The organism is Intestinimonas sp. MSJ-38, from assembly GCF_018917925.1.
Lineage (GTDB): Bacteria > Bacillota > Clostridia > Oscillospirales > Butyricicoccaceae > Pseudobutyricicoccus.
This window is the reverse complement of sequence record NZ_JAHLPO010000002.1, coordinates 15,565-32,247: the sequence shown is the minus strand read 5'-3', so window position 1 is coordinate 32,247 and position 16,683 is coordinate 15,565. Positions and strand designations below refer to the sequence as shown.

Below are 16,683 nucleotides of genomic sequence, written 5' to 3'. Positions count from 1 at the left end.
TTCCTGCCACAGCGGTGCCTTTAGGGGGCAAGGTTGCGGCAAGAGTCTCCCATTTTGCTAAAAAGTGATATTCTTTCTTGATAATACATATGGTATTTGAAAATAGGTGAAAACATGAGTGAAATCAACGATTTGACCTTTGAGGGCCAAACGATTATCGATGTAGATCTGGAAAAGGAAATGCGCAAGTCCTACATCGATTACGCCATGAGCGTCATCGTCAGCCGGGCCCTGCCCGATGTGAGGGACGGTCTGAAACCGGTGCACCGGCGCATTCTTTACGCCATGTACGAGGACAACCTGACGGCGGACAAGCCCTACCGAAAATCGGCCACCACCGTGGGCAATGTGCTGGGCCGGTACCATCCCCATGGCGACGCTTCGGTGTACGATGCCCTGGTGCGTCTGGCCCAGGATTTCTCCCTGCGCTATCCTTTGGTGGACGGCCACGGCAACTTCGGCAGCGTGGACGGCGATCCTCCGGCGGCTTACCGTTATACCGAAGCCCGTATGGCCAAGCTGGCGGCCAATATGCTCAGCGATATCGAAAAGGATACCGTGGATTTTGTCCCCAACTACGACGACAAAATGAAGGAGCCCTTTGTGCTGCCTTCCCGATTCCCCAATCTGCTGGTCAATGGCTCTTCGGGCATCGCGGTGGGCATGGCCACCAATATTCCGCCCCACAACCTGCGGGAGGTCTGCCAGGCCATCTGTCATGTGATTGACAACCCGGAAGCCACTTTGGAGGACATCTGCCGTTTTATCAAGGGGCCGGATTTCCCCACCGGCGGCATCATCATGGGCCGGGCCGGTATCCGGGCAGCCTATGCCACCGGCCGGGGCCGGATTATCGTTCGCTGCCGGGCGGAGATCGAAGAGCATAGCCAGGGCCGGTTCCGCATCGTCATCACTGAACTGCCCTATATGGTCAACAAGGCCCGTCTGATCGAAAACATCGCCGATCTGCACAAGGAGCGCCGGGTGGAGGGCATCACCGATCTGCGGGATGAATCCGACCGGGACGGCATGCGCATTGTCATTGAACTGCGCCGGGATGCTAATCCTCAGGTGGTGCTCAATCAGCTGTACCAGTATACCCAGATGCAGGAGACCTTCTCGGTGATCAACCTGGCCCTGGTGCACAACCAGAGTCAGCCCCGAGTGCTCACTCTGCGGGAAATGCTGGATGAATATATCCGGTTCCAGTATGAAGTGGTGGAGCGGCGCACCCGCTATGATCTGCGCCGGGCCCAGGAGCGGGCGCATATTCTGGAAGGATTGAAGATCGCCTGCGAGAACATTGACGAAGTCATCCGCATCATCCGTCAGAGCTATGACGACGCCAAAGTGCGTTTGATGGAGCGGTTTGATCTGTCGGAAGTCCAGGCCCAGGCCATTCTGGATATGCGTTTGGGACGGCTGCAAGGCCTGGAAGTGGAGAAGATCGAAAACGAATTGGACGCTCTCCACAAAAAGATCGCCGAATACGAGGACATTCTGGCTCACGCCGAAAAGATCTATGCCATTGTGAAGCAGGAGCTCACCGAGATCTGCGACAAGTTCGGTGACGAACGGCGCACCGAGATCTCCATGGTGGAAAATGAGCTGGATATTGAAGACCTGATCGAAGAGGAACAGTGCGCCTATACCCTGACCCGTCTGGGCTATATCAAGCGGCTGCCGGTGTCGGCCTACCGCACCCAGAAGCGGGGCGGCCGGGGTATCACCGCCATGGCCACCCGGGAAGAGGACATTGTGGAAACGGTGTTTACCGCCTCCACCCATGACCATGTGCTCTTCTTCACCAATCTGGGCAAGGTGCTGCGGCTGAAGGGATATATGATCCCCGAGGCTTCCCGCACCTCCAAGGGCACCAACATCGTCAACCTCCTCCAGCTGGAAGGGGGCGAGCGGGTCACCGCCATGATTCCCATCAAGGAATTCTGTGACGGGGCCTATGTTTTCTTTGCCACAAAACAGGGTGTAGTCAAACGCACCCATTTGTCTGAGCTGCATACTGCCCGAAAGGCCGGCGTGCGGGTCATTACCCTCAATGAGGGAGACGAACTCATCGGCGTGCGTCTCACCGATGGCCAGGACAAGATCATCCTGTGCACTCATGACGGCAGGGGCATTCGTTTTGATGAAAAAGAAGTGCGTACCATGGGCCGTTCGGCGGCCGGTGTTCGTGGCATCCGTCTCAGCGAAGGAGACTATGTGGTGGGCGTGGCCTGCGACAGCGAAGGCCAGTATCTGCTTACCGTCACCGAAAATGGCTATGGCAAGCTGACTGCTCCCCGGGAATTCACCGAGCATCACCGGGGTGGCGGCGGCATCATCGCTCATAACCTCACCGACAAAACAGGGCCTTTGGCTGGGATTAAGTCGGTGGATACCTATAGCGACATTCTGCTCATCACCGATGAGGGCGTGATCATCCGCACCGGTGTGGAGACCATCCGTGTCTGCTCTCGTTCTTCCCAGGGCGTCAAGCTGATGCGGCTGGATGAAGGGGTTAAACTGATTTCTCTGGCTAAGGCTGACAAGGAAGAAGAGGGGGAAGCGGAGGAAAACGCAGAAAATACAGAAACTGCAGAAAACACCCAGCAGCCTCAGGCTGAGCCGGAGAAGGGAGAATAAATCTCCGTATGAAACAAGTGGAAGTATATACCGACGGGGCCTGTTCGGGAAATCCGGGCCCCGGAGGCTGGGGCGCCATTCTCCGGTTCCAGGGGATCGAAAAGGAGATCGCCGGTTTTGAACGGGAGACCACCAACAACCGGATGGAGCTCACCGCGGCCATCCAGGGCCTTTCCCGGCTGAAAGAGCCCTGTCTGGTGGATCTTTATACCGATTCCCAGTATCTGTCCAAGGCCATCAACGAAGGATGGCTGCAAAACTGGAAGAAAAAAGGATGGGTGAAAAGCGACAAAAAGCCGGTGCTCAATGTGGAGCTGTGGCAGGCGCTGGACGAGCAGCTGCGGCGGCATCAGGTGAGCATCCATTGGGTCAAAGGTCACGCGGACAACCCATTCAACAACCGATGCGATGCTCTGGCCACTGGCCAGATTGCCCAAAATCGTTAGCGCAGAGTAGCGTATAAAATTCCTGTTGCAATATACACTAAAATGGTGTATATTGAAGGCGGAGAAACAAATCCCTCTGCACAGCATCCAAGCATCATGCTTTGCAGGAAGCCATATAGAAAGGATGTTGCAACATGTTTGTTTATGCAGATAACGCAGCCACAACCCGCATCGCTCCCCAGGTGCTGGACGCCATGCTGCCTTATTTGAAAGAGGAATACGGCAATCCCTCCACCTTGTATAAGCTGGGCCGGGAAGCCAAAATCGCCATAGAAAAGGCCCGGGAGCAGGTGGCTCAGGTCATCGGCGCCAAGGCCGAGGAGATCTTTTTCACCGGCAGCGGCACCGAGGCTGACAACATGGCCCTGAAAGGGGTGCTCTATGGCCCCGCCGGCAAAGGGAAAAAGCATCTGATCACCACCAAGATCGAGCATCATGCCATTTTGCATACCGCCATGGCTCTGGAAAAAGAAGGATTCCAGGTGACCTTCCTGGATGTGGATAAGAACGGACGGGTGGACCTGGAAGAGCTGAAACAGGCCATCACACCCGATACTGCTCTGGTGTCCATCATGGCGGCCAACAACGAAGTGGGAACCATCCAGCCCATTGAAGAGATCGGAAAAATCTGCCGGGAAAAGGGCGTTTTGTTCCACACCGATGCGGTACAGGCCTTCGGCCATATGCCTCTGGATGTGAACAAAATGAACATCGACCTTCTGTCCCTGTCGGCCCATAAGATCAACGGGCCCAAGGGCAGCGGCGCTTTGTATATCCGCCGGGGACTGGGCCTGCGCCCGGTGATCGAAGGCGGCGGCCAGGAGCGCAACCGGCGCAGCGGTACCGAGAATGTGGCCGGTATCGTTGGCCTGGGCCAGGCGGCTCAGCTGGCCATGGAGACCATGGTAGAAGAGTCGGCCCGTCTGAAGGCACTGGCCAAAAAGCTCACCGACGGCGTGCTTCAGATCCCTGAGACCATTCTCACCGGAGATCCGGAAAACCGCCTGCCTGGCGCTTGCAGCTTTGCCATCAGTGCCATCGAGGGCGAATCCCTGGTGCTCTATCTGGATATGGAGGGCATCTGCACTTCCACCGGTTCGGCCTGCTCTACCGGCAGTCTGGACCCGTCCCATGTGCTCATGGCCATCGGTTTGTCCCATGAGGTCTCCCACGGCTCTCTGCGGGTGACTTTGGGCCGGTTCAACACCGAAGAAGAAGTGAACTATATCATCGAAACACTGCCGAAGGTGGTGGAGAAGCTCCGGAGCATGTCTCCGGTGTGGAACCGCAAGTGATCGGCAAGGAGGAGTTTGTTATGCTGTATTCGGAAAAAGTTATGGACCATCTGGCCCATCCCCGGAATGTGGGTGAGCTGGAGGATGCCAATGCCGTGGGTGAGGTGGGCAACCTCAAGTGCGGCGATATCATGAAGATCTACATGAAGATCGATGAAAACGAAGTGATCCAGGATGTGCGCTTCCAGACTTTTGGCTGCGGCGCTGCGGTGGCCACCTCTTCCATGGCTACCGAAATGGTCAAGGGCAAGACGGTGAAGGAAGCTCTGGAGCTGACCAACGCCGCTGTGGCCGAGGCCCTGGACGGACTGCCCCCGGTAAAGATGCACTGCTCAGTGCTGGCAGAAGAGGCCGTCAAGGCTGCTCTGGCCAACTATTACAAGGGTCAGGGCAAAGACCCTGTCCAGTATGTAGGCTGCACCGGCGATTGCAAGGCCTGCCACGGAGAAGAAGATCATCACTAAAGATGGAAAATACCGCTTTGAATTTATTTCAAAGCGGTATTTTTTTGTAAAAATTAAGTATATTTATTATTTTTTAAAAAGGTTAGTCGATATAAAAAAAGCATGATTTTGGGGGGAAAGGAGGAAAAAGGAAACAATGTATCATTATCGTCGCAATCTGATGATTTTCAGCGTGCTTTTGTTGTTGCTGGGCCTGCTGCGTACTGTGTCCTTTGTTCAGCAGATGGGCTCCTGGATGGAGCTTTTCAAGATGGACAACATCGATATGGTCAAGCTGGTTCTTTTGTTCCTGTGTGATCTGCTCACCAGCATCGGGGCCGTGGTGTCCGGTGTAATGGGAATTTTGCTGCGGAAAAAGGACAAAGGTCTGATCGTGTGGAGCATTCTGTCCTTTGTGGTGTGCATTGCGTTCTTTGCCAATGCGATGCTGATCATTGTCAACAGCAATGGCCAGTACAGCAATTACAGCAGCCGTCGTGGCTTGGCCTATCTGGCTGCTTTGCCTGCGCTGCAGGGGCTGTGCTTCATCGGCGTGGAGAAGAACTGGGAAGAAAAAATGCAGAAGAACCAAAAGTAATTTTGCCCATTTCTGTAAAAAACCGGCTGTGCATCAAGCACAGCCGGTTTTTGTTTTATCGGTATTTTTTCTGCATGGAGAAGCCCCGGCCCTTGACTTCGGAAATACGGCTGACCATGAGGAAACATTCTGGGTCGATCTGGTGGATCAGCTTTTCCGCTTTGGGCAGTTCCCGGCTGGACAGCACCGAAAGCACCAGCTGGGCGTTCTGCCGCAGATAGCCGCTTTCTGTCTGAATCAGGGTGACGCCCCGGTTGAGATCCTGGAGAATGGCCTGGCGGATCTCCTCCGATTTTTCGCTGACCACCTTGATTTCAATGCGGGAAGTACCCATGAGCAGCATTTTGTCCAGCACCATGGTGTAGATCATCACCAACACCACGCCATAGAGCAGCTTTTCCGGGGACTGGAACAGCCCCTGGCTCAGCAGGATACACACATCAAAGAAATACATACACACCGAAACCGGCGCCCGGAACAGCCGGTTGAGGATGAGGGGAGGGATGTCCATGCCGCCGGTGGAAGCGCCGGCCCGGATGACTAGCCCCAGGGAGACGCCCACGCCCAGGCCGGCAAAAAGGGTACACAGCATCACATCTTTGGTGAGCACATAATCTCCCAGAAGCCGCTGCCAGAATTCCAGGGCCAAAGGATAAATGAAGCTGCTGAGCAATGTGGTGGCAGCAAAACGGCGCCCCAGCACGCACAGCCCCAAAAGCAGCATCACCATATTAAAGGCCAGCACAAAGGCGGAAATGGGCACACCGGTCAAATAATTGGCGGTAAGGCCCAGGCCGGTGGTACCGCCCATCACCAGCCCGGTGGGCAGAACAAAGAGCTTGATAGTGAGGGCATAGAGCAGATTTCCCGCAGTCACAATGGCGGCGGAAAGCATCCATTTTTTCAAAATCAGATCAATCCTTTCCCAGGTATTTTCACAAAAAAACGCTTGTCAGAGATTTTCCCTGACAAGCGTGGATCGGGCAAGCGCCCCATACTCATGGGATGATATCATGGGATTTGCCTTCTGTCAAGCAAAAAAAGCAAGGGGCCGGGGTTTTCCCCACAGATTTTCCCCAGGCTGTGGAAAACGTTTCATGTGAAACCGGTCAGGCGCCGGGGGCGAGAAGGGGAGCGGGATCGGGGGGAAGAACTTCGGCGTTGAAGAAGGCTTTGACCCGGGCCAGGGATTCCCGCAGCAGGTTCTGTGGCAGTTGGGCTTTGAGAACGCTGTTGGGCGTACCCACCCCCTCACAGGAAAGCCCCAGCTGCTGGCCCAGGTAAAGGGCCCGTCCCAGGTGATAGTCCTGGGTCACCACCAAAAGGGTTTCCAGCTGATACACATGCTTGGCCCGGTACAGGCTGGCGTAGGTGTTCAGGCCATGGTCGTCGGCCAGAATGTCCTCTTCCGGCACGCCTTGTTCCAGAAGCCAGCTTTTCATGACGGCGATTTCGTTGCGTTGCTGGTTTTCTCCGTCGCCCGAGATGAGGATGGTTTGGCTTTTGCCCAGCTGATAAAGGGCCAGGCTTTCTTCCATTCGTCCCAGCAGAGCCGGACTCATATTCCCGGAAGAATCCACCTTGGCTCCCAGGATCAGAATGGCCTGGGCCGGCTGGGCCTCCTCCCGGCTGACCCGATCGTCCCGGGATAGGCTCCATATCCGCATTTGGATGAGGACAAAGGCCAGAATGCCCAGGCAAACAAGGGAGAGCAGGGGGAGAAGCCATTTTTTATAGGGTTTCTTCATGGTTTTACCGCTCCCAGTCTTTGCACACATCCACCCAGCCCTGGCAAGCGCTGTATTGGGCCAGTTCCTCACAGGTGAGGGGAATGGCAGAGTTGCCGCTGCCGCAGGCGGGGTAGACAATGTCAAACCGTTTCAGTGATTCATCCAGATAGATCTTTACATCCTCCGGCACCCCAAAAGGACAGACGCCGCCCACCGGATGGGTGGTGTATTCCTCCACCTGCTGGGGGGTGAGCATTTTGGCTTTTTGATGAAACAGGTCTTTATAGCGCCGGTTATCGATGCGGGCATCACCGGCACATACGATGAGGATGGGACCGTCTTCGGTGAGGAAGGACAGGGTTTTGGCAATGCGGCCTGGCTGGGTGTGCAGGGCGTGGGCGGCCAGCTCCACAGTGGCGCTGGACTCTTGAAAAAACAGGATGGCATTATCTTTTCCAAACTGGGCCAGATGAGCCCGGGCTGATTCTACGGACATAGGGATCTCCTCCACAAGGCTTTTTGGGTATTATAGTATATTTCATAGGAAAACACAAGAAAAAGGGCCGCTTTCAGCGGCCCTTTTGAGCGTGTCGAAAAAGTGGCTTAGGCCACTTTTTCGAGTTTTTGCAAGGGGCTGTATGCACGCCTTTGGCGCACACTTGCCCCTTGAGAAGTGCAAAAAGCCACGCACAGGTCGCGGCTTTTTGCGGATTTATAGGGGTAGGGCGGATGACCCTTTTCGTTATATAGGTTTTTCGACAGTCTGACAAGAAAAAGGGCCGCTTTCAGCGGCCCTTTTGAAAGGTTGCAGGAAAAATCAGACCAGGATCAGATAGCCCTTGTCCTGCTTTTTGTATTCGCCGCCCATCAGGCTGTCATAGCAGGTGACCATATCCTCGTCCAGAACCATCAAACGGTGATTTTCCGGAACTTCCGGCAGTGTCTCCAGTGTTTTGTCAAACCGGTAGACTCTGTTCAGGGTGTGGGGATCGTAAGCGCCGGTAAAGCCTTCGCCCTGGTATTCCGGAAGGCTCTCTGCGTCCCGGAAGGTGTAGGAGGCCATGACGCAGTGCTCGGCGCCATCCTTCATCTCAAAGCAGGGAGTGATCAGGTCCCGGCTGCCGTTGGCCGGAGTGCGCAGGAAGCCGGTGCCCTTCTGATCGTCCACCGGGGTGAAGGAGCCTTCAAAGAGGCCATACACGCCGCTGTCGCTGCGTCCCGAGCAAGAGGCCACCAGGATTCCCTCGTGATCCGGCAGGGGGTTGATGATAAAGCCGGTCATCAGTTCACAGGGGATCAGATCCCAGGGAGAGGTGCTGCACAGCACATATTTTTTGCCTATCCGATCTTTCCAGGCCTGGCTGACGGGAGGCAGATTCCGGGGAGCCTGCATGGCAAAGGGAGCCACCTTGCCCCGCAGATCCAGGATCATGAATTTCTGGCCTTCGTGTTCCTGGAAGGAGATGCGGGTATCGTTTTCCCCTTCGAAAACCTTACCGTTCCATTTCAGGTTTTTGTGGATGCCCTCGCTGTCCCCACGGGTGCTGTCCCGGGTCACATTGAGCACGGCCCCATACAAATGGGCGTTGAGCACGGCGCTGGGCACCAGATAAGTACCTTCAAACTGCTCTTTCAGCTCCTGAGGTACCGGCTGATACTGGGTGTAGATGTTGACCCCTTCGGTCTCCAGCATAGCAGTGGCAAACAGCCGCAGGATGGTCTCCGGCACATCGATGCCGCAGTCGTGGGTTTCCGAAATGGCCAGAACGGCATCGTATTTGGGGATGATGATAAACTGGGTGGTAAACTGGAAGCTGTTGCCACCTTTTTGCAGCACGCCTTCTCCCAGATCGTAGTCCTTGTCCTTCATGTCCACATTGTCCCAGCCCAGGCCGAAACCGGTGCTGCGGGTATCGCCAGGGAGGAAGGAAACTCCTTGATGCTTGGCCATTTCCCCTTTGCTCTCTTTGGTGAGAATGCTGGAATCTGTGAGGAACTGATTGCCGAACAGGCACAGATCGCTCATAGTAGTGGTATAACCGGCGCCGCCCTGGATGAACAGCAGTTCATGGGGTTTCTTGCCTTCCTGCACCAGGGGATACTCCGTGTTGCGCACAGGGGAGAGGCGGCTGGAGTGGGCGCCGATGGGTTCGGTGATATAATCTTTGCAGTATTGGGCGTAGCTCATGCCGGAAACGGCGGCCACGGCCATTTCTGCCAAAGTGAAGCCGTCGTTGCAATAGACGGAATATTCGCCAGGGGCGGCTTTCAGATAGCTGTGGGCCATGTAGTCATACACTTCTTCGTAGTAGGTGTCGTGGCTCACATCGGAGGCGGAAAAATGCTTCCACTGGGTGCCCGGCAGGCCGCTGCTGTGGCTAAGGCAATGGCGCAGGGTGATCTGACGGTACCGGTCGTCCAGCATCTTGAACCGGGGCAGATAGGTGACGATGGGCTCATCCAGGTTCAGCTTGCCCTGTTCCACCAGCTGCATCACGGCAACAGTGCAATAGATCTTGGACACCGAGGCCACATTGTAGGTGCAGTTTGTATCGGCAGGCTTTTTCTCTTCGCCTCCTTGGGTGCCCAGGGAATCGGCGGCCAGGATCTCTCCATGGCGCATGATGGCATAGGACACCGAGGTGTAATCCTTTTTCAGATTCATCCCCAGGATGGCGGACAGCTTTTCTTTCAGCGCTTGGTTCATTTTCCTTTGTTCTCTCCTTTCAGAAGTCCCCGGACACCTCCGGGAAATCATGGATATGAGTATAGTATACCATAGGTTTCTCCCCCAGTGACAGGGGGAAATTAGGGATTTCACTATAAAATATCGCACAATTTTTTGCTCTGTTTTTTGGCAGGGAAAGAGAGCATGGAGAAAAAAGAAAACCACAGTTACAAAAAGTTATACACAGGGGTTATCAACACCCTGTGTATAACTCCTGTGGACAAAAAAGCAAACAAACTTTTGAAAAAAGAAAAATGCCCCAAACGCCTGGGGCGTCTGGGGCAGAAGGTTTTATCGGATTTTTTGCCAGCCGATGATGGCAGCGCCGATGGCGCCGGCCATTTGGGAACGGGGATGGGTGTGCACAGGCCAGTCGATATAGCTTTCCAGTGTTTTGCGGAACACTTCGAAGCGGGCCAGGCCGCCGCTGAAGAATAAATCCCCCTCCGGCCGCAGCTTTTGGGCAAACAAAGCGGTGCGCTGGCAGATGGAACGGATGACTCCCAGGGCGATATCGCCTCGTGCCCGGCCTTGGGCCAGCAGGCTGATGATCTCACTTTCGGCAAAGACAGTGCACATGCTGGTGATATCCACCGGTTTGGCGTCCTTGGTAAATGCATCGATCTCGTCCAGAGGGCAATCCAGAATCCGGCCCATCATTTCTACAAAGCGGCCGGTTCCGGCGGCGCATTTGTCGTTCATGACGAAATCGGCCACATTGCCGTCCCGATCCAGCAAAATTGCTTTGCTGTCCTGGCCGCCGATGTCCACCACACCGGAAATGCCAGGGCACAGATAGGCCGCCCCTTTGGCATGACAGGTGATTTCGGTGACACGCTTGTGGGCCTGGGGCAGCAATTCCCGGCCGTAGCCGGTGGTGACCAAATATTCCACTTCCGGAGAATACATGGCGTCATAGATCTGTCCCATCCGCTCCCGGGGACGGGCAGCGGTGGGAAGTAGAATTGTTTTTACCACAGTTTCTCCATCGAACAGGGCTCCCTTTGTGGTGGTGGAGCCGCAGTCGATACCCAGACTGAGACGAGCCATGGCTTAAAGCATCTCCAGGAAGGCGGCCAGACGGGTGCTGATCTGTCCGGCATCGGAGGTGGAGTAGTCGGTTTCCAAAGCGATGTAGGGCTTCTTTTTCTCTTCGGTGACAAAGCGCTTGATGAGGAAGCTTTCCACATTGTAGGTGTGGCAGGCCTGGAGCACCACTTCCACCACAGCATCCACCTGGTATTCGTCGATGAGACGATCCATCAGCTTGAAGCGGTTGGTATCAGGAGTCATACAGGAGCAGCCGATGTTCAGATACCGGCGGGCCAGAGCATCGTAGATATCGGGGTTCTGTTCGTCCACCATTTCATCCACCGATTTGGCGCCGCTGCAGTTTTCGAACACCACCACCTGGGCGCCGTTGTCTTCCAGGCACTTGATGACCTTTTCGCTGGCGCCGCCGATGGGGCTGCCGGTGACCATGATCCGGGGACGGCCGGCGAACTTCTGCTTGGGGCAGTCGGGGGTGCCGTCGTCATAGGTGTCCTTGATCTTCTGGGTCAGAGCCTTGACCTCCTGGATCAGCGCTTCTTTGTCAAACTTGAAGGTGGAGCCATAGAGGACCTTGTACATATCGCCGCCCAGCATAGGAGCGGGATTGAGCTTCATCAGGCTGTAAAAGTCCTTCAGAGCCTGGCGCTCTTCATTTTTCAGCTTGATGGCCTTGCGCACATCTTCATCGGTGATGGTGACGCCGAAGTGGCTCTCCAGCTTCTCCTTAAACTTGATAACTTCCTTTTTCCACAGCTCCAGAGCTTCCGGGCTCTGGCTGTTGGGCAGCTCCATCACATAGACGGGCTTGAATTCGCCCAGCATTTCATACATCTTCTTTTTGCCGTCGCAGGTGGTTTCGCCCACGATCAGGTCGGAAAAATAGAAGAAGGGGCACTTGTCGGTTTTGGCAAAGCCGTAGCTGGACTTGACCAGGGGGCACAGGTTGCGGGGCAGGTCCTTTTCGGCTTCGGGGATGGTTTCGCCGGACATGGAGCACAGGCCCACCACAACGGCGCCCATGGCCATGGGCAGCTCCTGGGGCAGATAGGTGCAGAACACGCCCACAAAGGGAACGCCCTTCTGCTTCATCTCCATGGCGGTGACAAAGGATTTTTTCCGCTGTTCGTTGAATTCATCAAACACAGCGGGCAGGTCTTTAATGAGTTCGCGGTTCATTCTTGTATCTCCCATCTTTCATCAAATCACTTGAAAAGGGGTAAAATTCCTCAATCAAAACAATTTTAGAGCAAATAAAGGGGGAATTCCAATCGTTTCTATTGATAATATCAAAGACATTGATAGAAAAGGATGATAGCTTATTTTTGGAAATGTGTTTGCTGGGAAGTCGATTCCTCCATCTCTCCTTGGAGAAAACGGTGATAGGCATTGAGATCAAAATAGCCGGTGCCGGTGAGATGGCACAGGATGACCTGGCTTTTTCCTTCTTCCCGGCATTTTTCCGCCTCTTGTATGACGGCGCACAGGGCGTGGGCCGATTCGGGGGCCGGCAGGATGCCCTGGCAGCGGGCAAAGGTCACAGCGGCCTGGAAGATCTCCTTTTGGGTAAAGGCCCGGGCTTCGTCGATATATCCTAGGTGGTACAGCTGGCTGATGAGGGGACTCATGCCGTGGTAACGCAGACCGCCTGCATGAATGGGAGAGGGCATGAAGTCACAGCCCAGGGTGTACATTTTGGCCAGAGGAGTTTGTTTGCCCGCATCGCAGTAATCGTAGTCGTAGCGGCCCCGGGTCAGGCTGGGACAGGCGGCCGCTTCGGCGGCCAGGAAGCGGACAGAGGATTGTCCCTGGATGCGTTGAGGGAGAAACCCTGCCATGATGCCGCCCAGATTGGAGCCGCCGCCGGCACAGCCCACCACCAGATCCGGGGTTTCTCCGATCTGCTCCATGGCCGTGCGGCATTCCAGCCCCAGAATGGACTGGTGGAGAAGCACCTGATCCAAAACGCTGCCCAGGGCATAGCGGCAATGGGAAGAAGTACGGGTCATTTCCACCGCTTCGCTGATGGCGCAGCCCAGACTGCCGCCGGTACCGGGAAATTCCTCCCGGATGCGCCGTCCCACCTGGGTTTCCAGGCTGGGGCTTTCCACCACTCTGGCTCCCAACACTTCCATCAGGGTTTTTCGTTGGGGTTTCTGCCGGGCGCTGGAGCCCACCATAAAGACGGTGAGGGAAAGGTCGAAATGGGCGCAGGCCATGGCCAGGGCAGTGCCCCATTGACCGGCGCCGGTTTCGGTGGTCAGACTGCGGAGCCCCTGAGCCTTGGCATAATAGGCCTGGGCTGCGGCGGAGTTGAGTTTATGGCTGCCGCTTAGATTGTTTCCTTCAAATTTGCAATAGATGCGGGCGGGAGTGTCCAGAGCCTTTTCCAGTTCGTAGGCCCGGATGAGAGGGGAGGGACGGAAGGTGCGGTAATAGTCCATCACCGGGCCGGGAATGGAAAAGACGGGGGTCTTGAAATCCAGCTCCTGGGCGGCGGCCTGCTGGGAGAACAGTTCTTCCAGCTGGTCCTGGCCCACCGGCTCACGGGTGTCCGGGGAAAGCAGAGGCGCATGGGGAGGCAGGTCGGCGCGAAGGTTATACCAGTAATCGGGAATCTCCGAAAGAGAAAGCAGAATGCGGGATGGAATGGTGTTCATCATGATACTCCTTTCATTTTTTCATCGCGCCGAGATGGAGAGAGCAACAAAAAAGCTCCTGTCCCTGTATCAAAACAGGGACAGGAGCGAATGTCCTGCGGTGCCACCCAGATTGGCTCATAGAGCCCACTTTTTTCACATACAAACATATGTGCTCTGCGAATAACGACTCGAGCCGCCGTCAGCCACTACTCCGCCCGAAGGCGTTTCGGTCTGCCCTCATAGGTCCATTCGGCAAGCATCCGGTCTCCGCCTTTTCACCATCTGGCGGCTCTCTGTGGGCTTTCAGACTTGCGTACTCTTCCTACTCTTCGGTTTCTGCGATGGAGTTTGCAGCTATCATACACCCACAGCGGGGCATTGTCAAGAAAAACGGGTTAAGACTTGCGGGAATTGCGCAGGGCCTTATACTCTTCAAAAGAGAGCACTTTCTGGCTTTTCAGATGGGCGATCACCAGCTCTTTCTGTTCTTTGGGGAACACCAGGTTCCGTTCGCTGGCGGCCAGATGGGCACGCAGCCGCACTTTCTTTTCGGAATATTCCTCAATGTCATAATAGAAGATCTTGCTCCAGGGGGTGGGCATCACATTGCAGAAGATCCCCTCTTTGGAAAGGCCGGAAGGGGTGATGGCCACCAGCAGCACGGCCAGCACAGTGCAGATATTAAAGACCAGGGTGTACTGGGTGAAAGCGCCCCGGCAGGCCTGGATGACCACCACGGCGCATACGATCCCCAGCATGATCAGCCGGCCGGGCACCATGCCCCGCACTTTGATCTGCCGGCGGAACTGGAAGAAGCGGATGAGCAAAAACAGGTCGAAGGCGGCGATGAGGATGATCAGGCCGCTGTCGAAAGTGAGATCAAATGGCATGGCACGACTCCTTTTTGGGCAAATGCCCGGAATTTCTTCTATCCTATCATATTTTGACGCCGGAGAAAAGGGGGCAAAGACAAATATCACATTGAACCAGGGGGGCAAAAATGGTATGATAAAAGCACCAAATGCCATGAGAGGAGAAAAAGCATGGATTATCGGTTTGCCCATTTCAATTTCAATGTACTGGATATGGAAAAATCCCTGGCTTTTTATAAAGAAGCGTTGGAACTGGAGCCGGTGGAGGAGAAAAATGCTCCCGACGGCGCCTTCCGCATCGTCTATCTGGGAGACCCGGAAAAAAGCGGTTTCCTGCTGGAGCTCACCGCCCTGCGGGACCGGACAGCGCCCTATGACCTGGGGGATGAGGAGTTCCACCTGGCCCTCACCGTCAGCGATTACCAGAAGGCCCATGACAAGCATGCAAAAATGGGCTGCATCTGTTTTGAAAATCCCCAGATGGGCATTTACTTTATTCAGGACCCGGACGGTTACTGGATCGAGATCGTGCCCGCCTGCAAATGAGGTGACAAGGTGACCATTGATGTAAAAGGTCTGTCGGTGGATTATATCGACCAGGGGGAAGGGCCGGTGGTGCTGCTGCTCCACGGCTGGGCCGCCCCCATCGAAGCCTACCGACGGATTGTGGATAAACTTTCGGCGCGCTACCGGGTGCTGGTTCCCCAGATGCCGGGCAGCGGCAAGACCCCGGAGCCGTCCCAGGCCATGACGCTGGAGGATTACGGGGCTTTTGTGCTGGATTTCTGCCAGGCTGTCAAAGTGGAGGAGTGCATCTTTATGGGCCACAGCAACGGCGGCCGGATCATTCTTCACTTGCTCAGCCAGGAGAATTGCCCCCTTCGCTGCAAAAAGGTGGTGCTGATGGACGCCGCAGGAGTGCCTCCTGTCCGCCCGGCCAGCTATTATGTGAAGGTCTATTCCTATAAGCTGGCCCGGAAGCTGGCAAATATGCCGGTGCTCAAATTGATCTTTGGCCCGTTGTATCAGAATATGAGCCGCAACCGGGGCAGTGAGGACTACCGCAACGCCTCTCCGGTGATGAAGAAGACCCTGGTCAACCTGGTCAATCTGGATCTGACGCCCCTGATGCCCAAGGTGCGACAGAACACCCTGCTTATCTGGGGGGAAAACGACACGGCCACCCCTTTGCGGGATGGAAAGATCATGGAGGAAAAACTGCCGGAGAGCGGTCTGGCCGTCATCAAGAACGCGGGGCATTTTCCGTTCCTGGACAACTGGCCTCAGTTTTCCGCTGTGCTGGACGCTTTTTTGTAGGGGAAGAAAAGGAGAGAATGGAAGATGGAAAAGACGGCTCTTTCTCCGGAAGCGGAGAAATTTTTGTGGGAGAGCCAGCGCAATGAGCTCACCGAAAGCCTGATCTATGAGGGCATTGCCGCCCGGGAGAAAAATCCCCGGAACCAGGAGATCCTTCGCAACATCGCCCATCAGGAGCGGGAGCATGAGAAGATCTGGCGGTCTTACAGCGGCAAGGAAGTGGCACCCAACCGAAAAACGGCCTTTTTCTATTTGCTGCTCAGCCGCATTCTGGGTTTTACCTTTGTATTGAAAAAGATGGAAAAGGGGGAAAACGCCGCCACCCGGAAATATGCCCAGGTGATGGAGCAGATCCCCCAGGCCGAGACCATCTCCCAGGAGGAGGAAAAGCACGAGCAGGAGCTTCTGGAAATGCTGGACGAAGAGCGGCTTCAGTATGTGGGCAGTATGGTGCTGGGGCTTAACGACGCTTTGGTGGAACTCACCGGCACCATTGCCGGTATGACCTTTGCCTTGATGAACACCCGTCTGGTGGCCCTTTCCGGGATCATCACCGGGGTGTCGGCCACATTTTCTATGGCGGCCAGCAACTATCTGGCCCAGCGGGCCGAGGGCAGCGACGACGCTTTCCGCTCCAGTCTGTATACCGGCGCAGCCTATCTGGTGACGGTGGCCATTCTGGTGCTGCCCTTCCTGCTTTTCCCCACGGGAATGTATCTCCCGGCCCTTTTGACCATGCTTTGCAGCGTCATTGTGATCATTCTGGCCTTTAACTACTACATTTCGGTGGCCAAATCCCTGCCATTCCTGCGCCGGTTCGGGGAGATGGCGGCCATCAGTCTGTCGGTGGCAGCCATCAGCTTTGTCATCGGCCTTGTGGTGAAAAAGTTCCTGGGGATCGATATCTAAGATAAATACC

At 55.3% G+C, this 16,683-nt stretch carries 16 protein-coding genes; 8 read left to right on the top strand and 8 right to left on the bottom strand.

Annotated elements, in window-relative coordinates:
* The first annotated feature begins 114 nt into the window (after nucleotides 1-114).
* From gyrA to KQI26_RS01410, 5 genes are all read left to right on the top strand, one after another.
* Complete coding sequence (gene gyrA / locus KQI26_RS01430) at nucleotides 115-2,643, top strand: DNA gyrase subunit A (protein WP_216502856.1); 2,529 nt, start codon at nucleotides 115-117, stop codon at nucleotides 2,641-2,643.
* Between the two features lie 8 nt (nucleotides 2,644-2,651).
* Nucleotides 2,652-3,089, top strand: a complete 438-nt coding sequence (gene rnhA, locus KQI26_RS01425; protein ID WP_216502855.1) for a ribonuclease HI — start codon at nucleotides 2,652-2,654, stop codon at nucleotides 3,087-3,089.
* A 134-nt stretch (nucleotides 3,090-3,223) separates the two neighbouring features.
* Nucleotides 3,224-4,384: a cysteine desulfurase NifS gene (gene nifS / locus KQI26_RS01420; protein ID WP_216502854.1), complete on the top strand. Its 1,161-nt coding sequence runs from the start codon at nucleotides 3,224-3,226 to the stop codon at nucleotides 4,382-4,384.
* Nucleotides 4,385-4,404: 20 nt separating this feature from the next.
* The gene (gene nifU / locus KQI26_RS01415; protein ID WP_118427973.1) at nucleotides 4,405-4,848 is read left to right on the top strand and encodes a Fe-S cluster assembly scaffold protein NifU; all 444 of its coding nucleotides are present in this window, start codon (nucleotides 4,405-4,407) and stop codon (nucleotides 4,846-4,848) included.
* 136 nt (nucleotides 4,849-4,984) lie between these two features.
* Nucleotides 4,985-5,425, top strand: a complete 441-nt coding sequence (locus tag KQI26_RS01410; protein WP_118747679.1) for a hypothetical protein — start codon at nucleotides 4,985-4,987, stop codon at nucleotides 5,423-5,425.
* A gap of 55 nt (nucleotides 5,426-5,480) precedes the next feature.
* Here the strand turns inward: KQI26_RS01410 and KQI26_RS01405 are convergent, their stop codons facing one another.
* The 8 genes from KQI26_RS01405 to KQI26_RS01370 form a co-directional block, all read right to left on the bottom strand.
* Nucleotides 5,481-6,332 carry a YitT family protein gene (locus KQI26_RS01405; protein WP_253292606.1) on the bottom strand — a complete coding sequence of 284 codons (852 nt, stop codon included), beginning with the start codon at nucleotides 6,330-6,332 and terminating at the stop codon, nucleotides 5,481-5,483.
* Between the two features lie 202 nt (nucleotides 6,333-6,534).
* Nucleotides 6,535-7,173: a vancomycin high temperature exclusion protein gene (locus KQI26_RS01400; protein WP_216502853.1), complete on the bottom strand. Its 639-nt coding sequence runs from the start codon at nucleotides 7,171-7,173 to the stop codon at nucleotides 6,535-6,537.
* Between the two features lie 4 nt (nucleotides 7,174-7,177).
* Nucleotides 7,178-7,651, bottom strand: coding sequence for a YbaK/EbsC family protein (locus tag KQI26_RS01395; protein ID WP_216502852.1), 474 nt, complete (start codon nucleotides 7,649-7,651; stop codon nucleotides 7,178-7,180).
* 321 nt (nucleotides 7,652-7,972) lie between these two features.
* On the bottom strand, nucleotides 7,973-9,862 hold the full coding sequence (locus KQI26_RS01390) for a serine hydrolase (protein WP_216502851.1): 1,890 nt from the start codon (nucleotides 9,860-9,862) through the stop codon (nucleotides 7,973-7,975).
* Nucleotides 9,863-10,174: 312 nt separating this feature from the next.
* Complete coding sequence (locus KQI26_RS01385; protein WP_118747675.1) at nucleotides 10,175-10,933, bottom strand: acyl-CoA dehydratase activase; 759 nt, start codon at nucleotides 10,931-10,933, stop codon at nucleotides 10,175-10,177.
* A 3-nt stretch (nucleotides 10,934-10,936) separates the two neighbouring features.
* Entirely contained in the window at nucleotides 10,937-12,112 is a 1,176-nt protein-coding gene (locus tag KQI26_RS01380) for a double-cubane-cluster-containing anaerobic reductase (RefSeq protein WP_216502850.1), read from the bottom strand.
* A gap of 140 nt (nucleotides 12,113-12,252) precedes the next feature.
* Nucleotides 12,253-13,593, bottom strand: coding sequence for a TrpB-like pyridoxal phosphate-dependent enzyme (locus KQI26_RS01375; RefSeq protein WP_216503065.1), 1,341 nt, complete (start codon nucleotides 13,591-13,593; stop codon nucleotides 12,253-12,255).
* Between the two features lie 377 nt (nucleotides 13,594-13,970).
* On the bottom strand, nucleotides 13,971-14,465 hold the full coding sequence (locus KQI26_RS01370) for a DUF5673 domain-containing protein (protein ID WP_216502849.1): 495 nt from the start codon (nucleotides 14,463-14,465) through the stop codon (nucleotides 13,971-13,973).
* A gap of 153 nt (nucleotides 14,466-14,618) precedes the next feature.
* Between KQI26_RS01370 and KQI26_RS01365 the strand changes: the two genes are divergently transcribed.
* From KQI26_RS01365 to KQI26_RS01355, 3 genes are read left to right on the top strand one after another with little or no spacing between them, the layout of a single operon-like run.
* Nucleotides 14,619-14,993, top strand: coding sequence for a VOC family protein (locus tag KQI26_RS01365; protein ID WP_216502848.1), 375 nt, complete (start codon nucleotides 14,619-14,621; stop codon nucleotides 14,991-14,993).
* Between the two features lie 9 nt (nucleotides 14,994-15,002).
* Entirely contained in the window at nucleotides 15,003-15,764 is a 762-nt protein-coding gene (locus tag KQI26_RS01360) for an alpha/beta fold hydrolase (protein WP_118747671.1), read from the top strand.
* A gap of 24 nt (nucleotides 15,765-15,788) precedes the next feature.
* The gene (locus KQI26_RS01355; RefSeq protein ID WP_216502847.1) at nucleotides 15,789-16,673 is read left to right on the top strand and encodes a VIT1/CCC1 transporter family protein; all 885 of its coding nucleotides are present in this window, start codon (nucleotides 15,789-15,791) and stop codon (nucleotides 16,671-16,673) included.
* Nucleotides 16,674-16,683 lie beyond the last annotated feature (10 nt).

Excerpts from the sequence above, each read along its gene's own strand:
- KQI26_RS01365 (WP_216502848.1), top strand. The coding sequence starts at position 14,619 with ATGGATTATCGGTTTGCCCATTTCAATTTCAATGTACTGGATATGGAA.
- nifS (WP_216502854.1), top strand. The coding sequence starts at position 3,224 with ATGTTTGTTTATGCAGATAACGCAGCCACAACCCGCATCGCTCCCCAG.
- KQI26_RS01395 (WP_216502852.1), bottom strand. The coding sequence starts at position 7,651 with ATGTCCGTAGAATCAGCCCGGGCTCATCTGGCCCAGTTTGGAAAAGAT.
- KQI26_RS01375 (WP_216503065.1), bottom strand. The coding sequence starts at position 13,593 with ATGAACACCATTCCATCCCGCATTCTGCTTTCTCTTTCGGAGATTCCC.
- rnhA (WP_216502855.1), top strand. The coding sequence starts at position 2,652 with ATGAAACAAGTGGAAGTATATACCGACGGGGCCTGTTCGGGAAATCCG.
- KQI26_RS01400 (WP_216502853.1), bottom strand. The coding sequence starts at position 7,173 with ATGAAGAAACCCTATAAAAAATGGCTTCTCCCCCTGCTCTCCCTTGTT.
- KQI26_RS01370 (WP_216502849.1), bottom strand. The coding sequence starts at position 14,465 with ATGCCATTTGATCTCACTTTCGACAGCGGCCTGATCATCCTCATCGCC.
- KQI26_RS01390 (WP_216502851.1), bottom strand. The coding sequence starts at position 9,862 with ATGAACCAAGCGCTGAAAGAAAAGCTGTCCGCCATCCTGGGGATGAAT.
- KQI26_RS01380 (WP_216502850.1), bottom strand. The coding sequence starts at position 12,112 with ATGAACCGCGAACTCATTAAAGACCTGCCCGCTGTGTTTGATGAATTC.
- KQI26_RS01410 (WP_118747679.1), top strand. The coding sequence starts at position 4,985 with ATGTATCATTATCGTCGCAATCTGATGATTTTCAGCGTGCTTTTGTTG.
- nifU (WP_118427973.1), top strand. The coding sequence starts at position 4,405 with ATGCTGTATTCGGAAAAAGTTATGGACCATCTGGCCCATCCCCGGAAT.
- KQI26_RS01355 (WP_216502847.1), top strand. The coding sequence starts at position 15,789 with ATGGAAAAGACGGCTCTTTCTCCGGAAGCGGAGAAATTTTTGTGGGAG.
- KQI26_RS01385 (WP_118747675.1), bottom strand. The coding sequence starts at position 10,933 with ATGGCTCGTCTCAGTCTGGGTATCGACTGCGGCTCCACCACCACAAAG.
- gyrA (WP_216502856.1), top strand. The coding sequence starts at position 115 with ATGAGTGAAATCAACGATTTGACCTTTGAGGGCCAAACGATTATCGAT.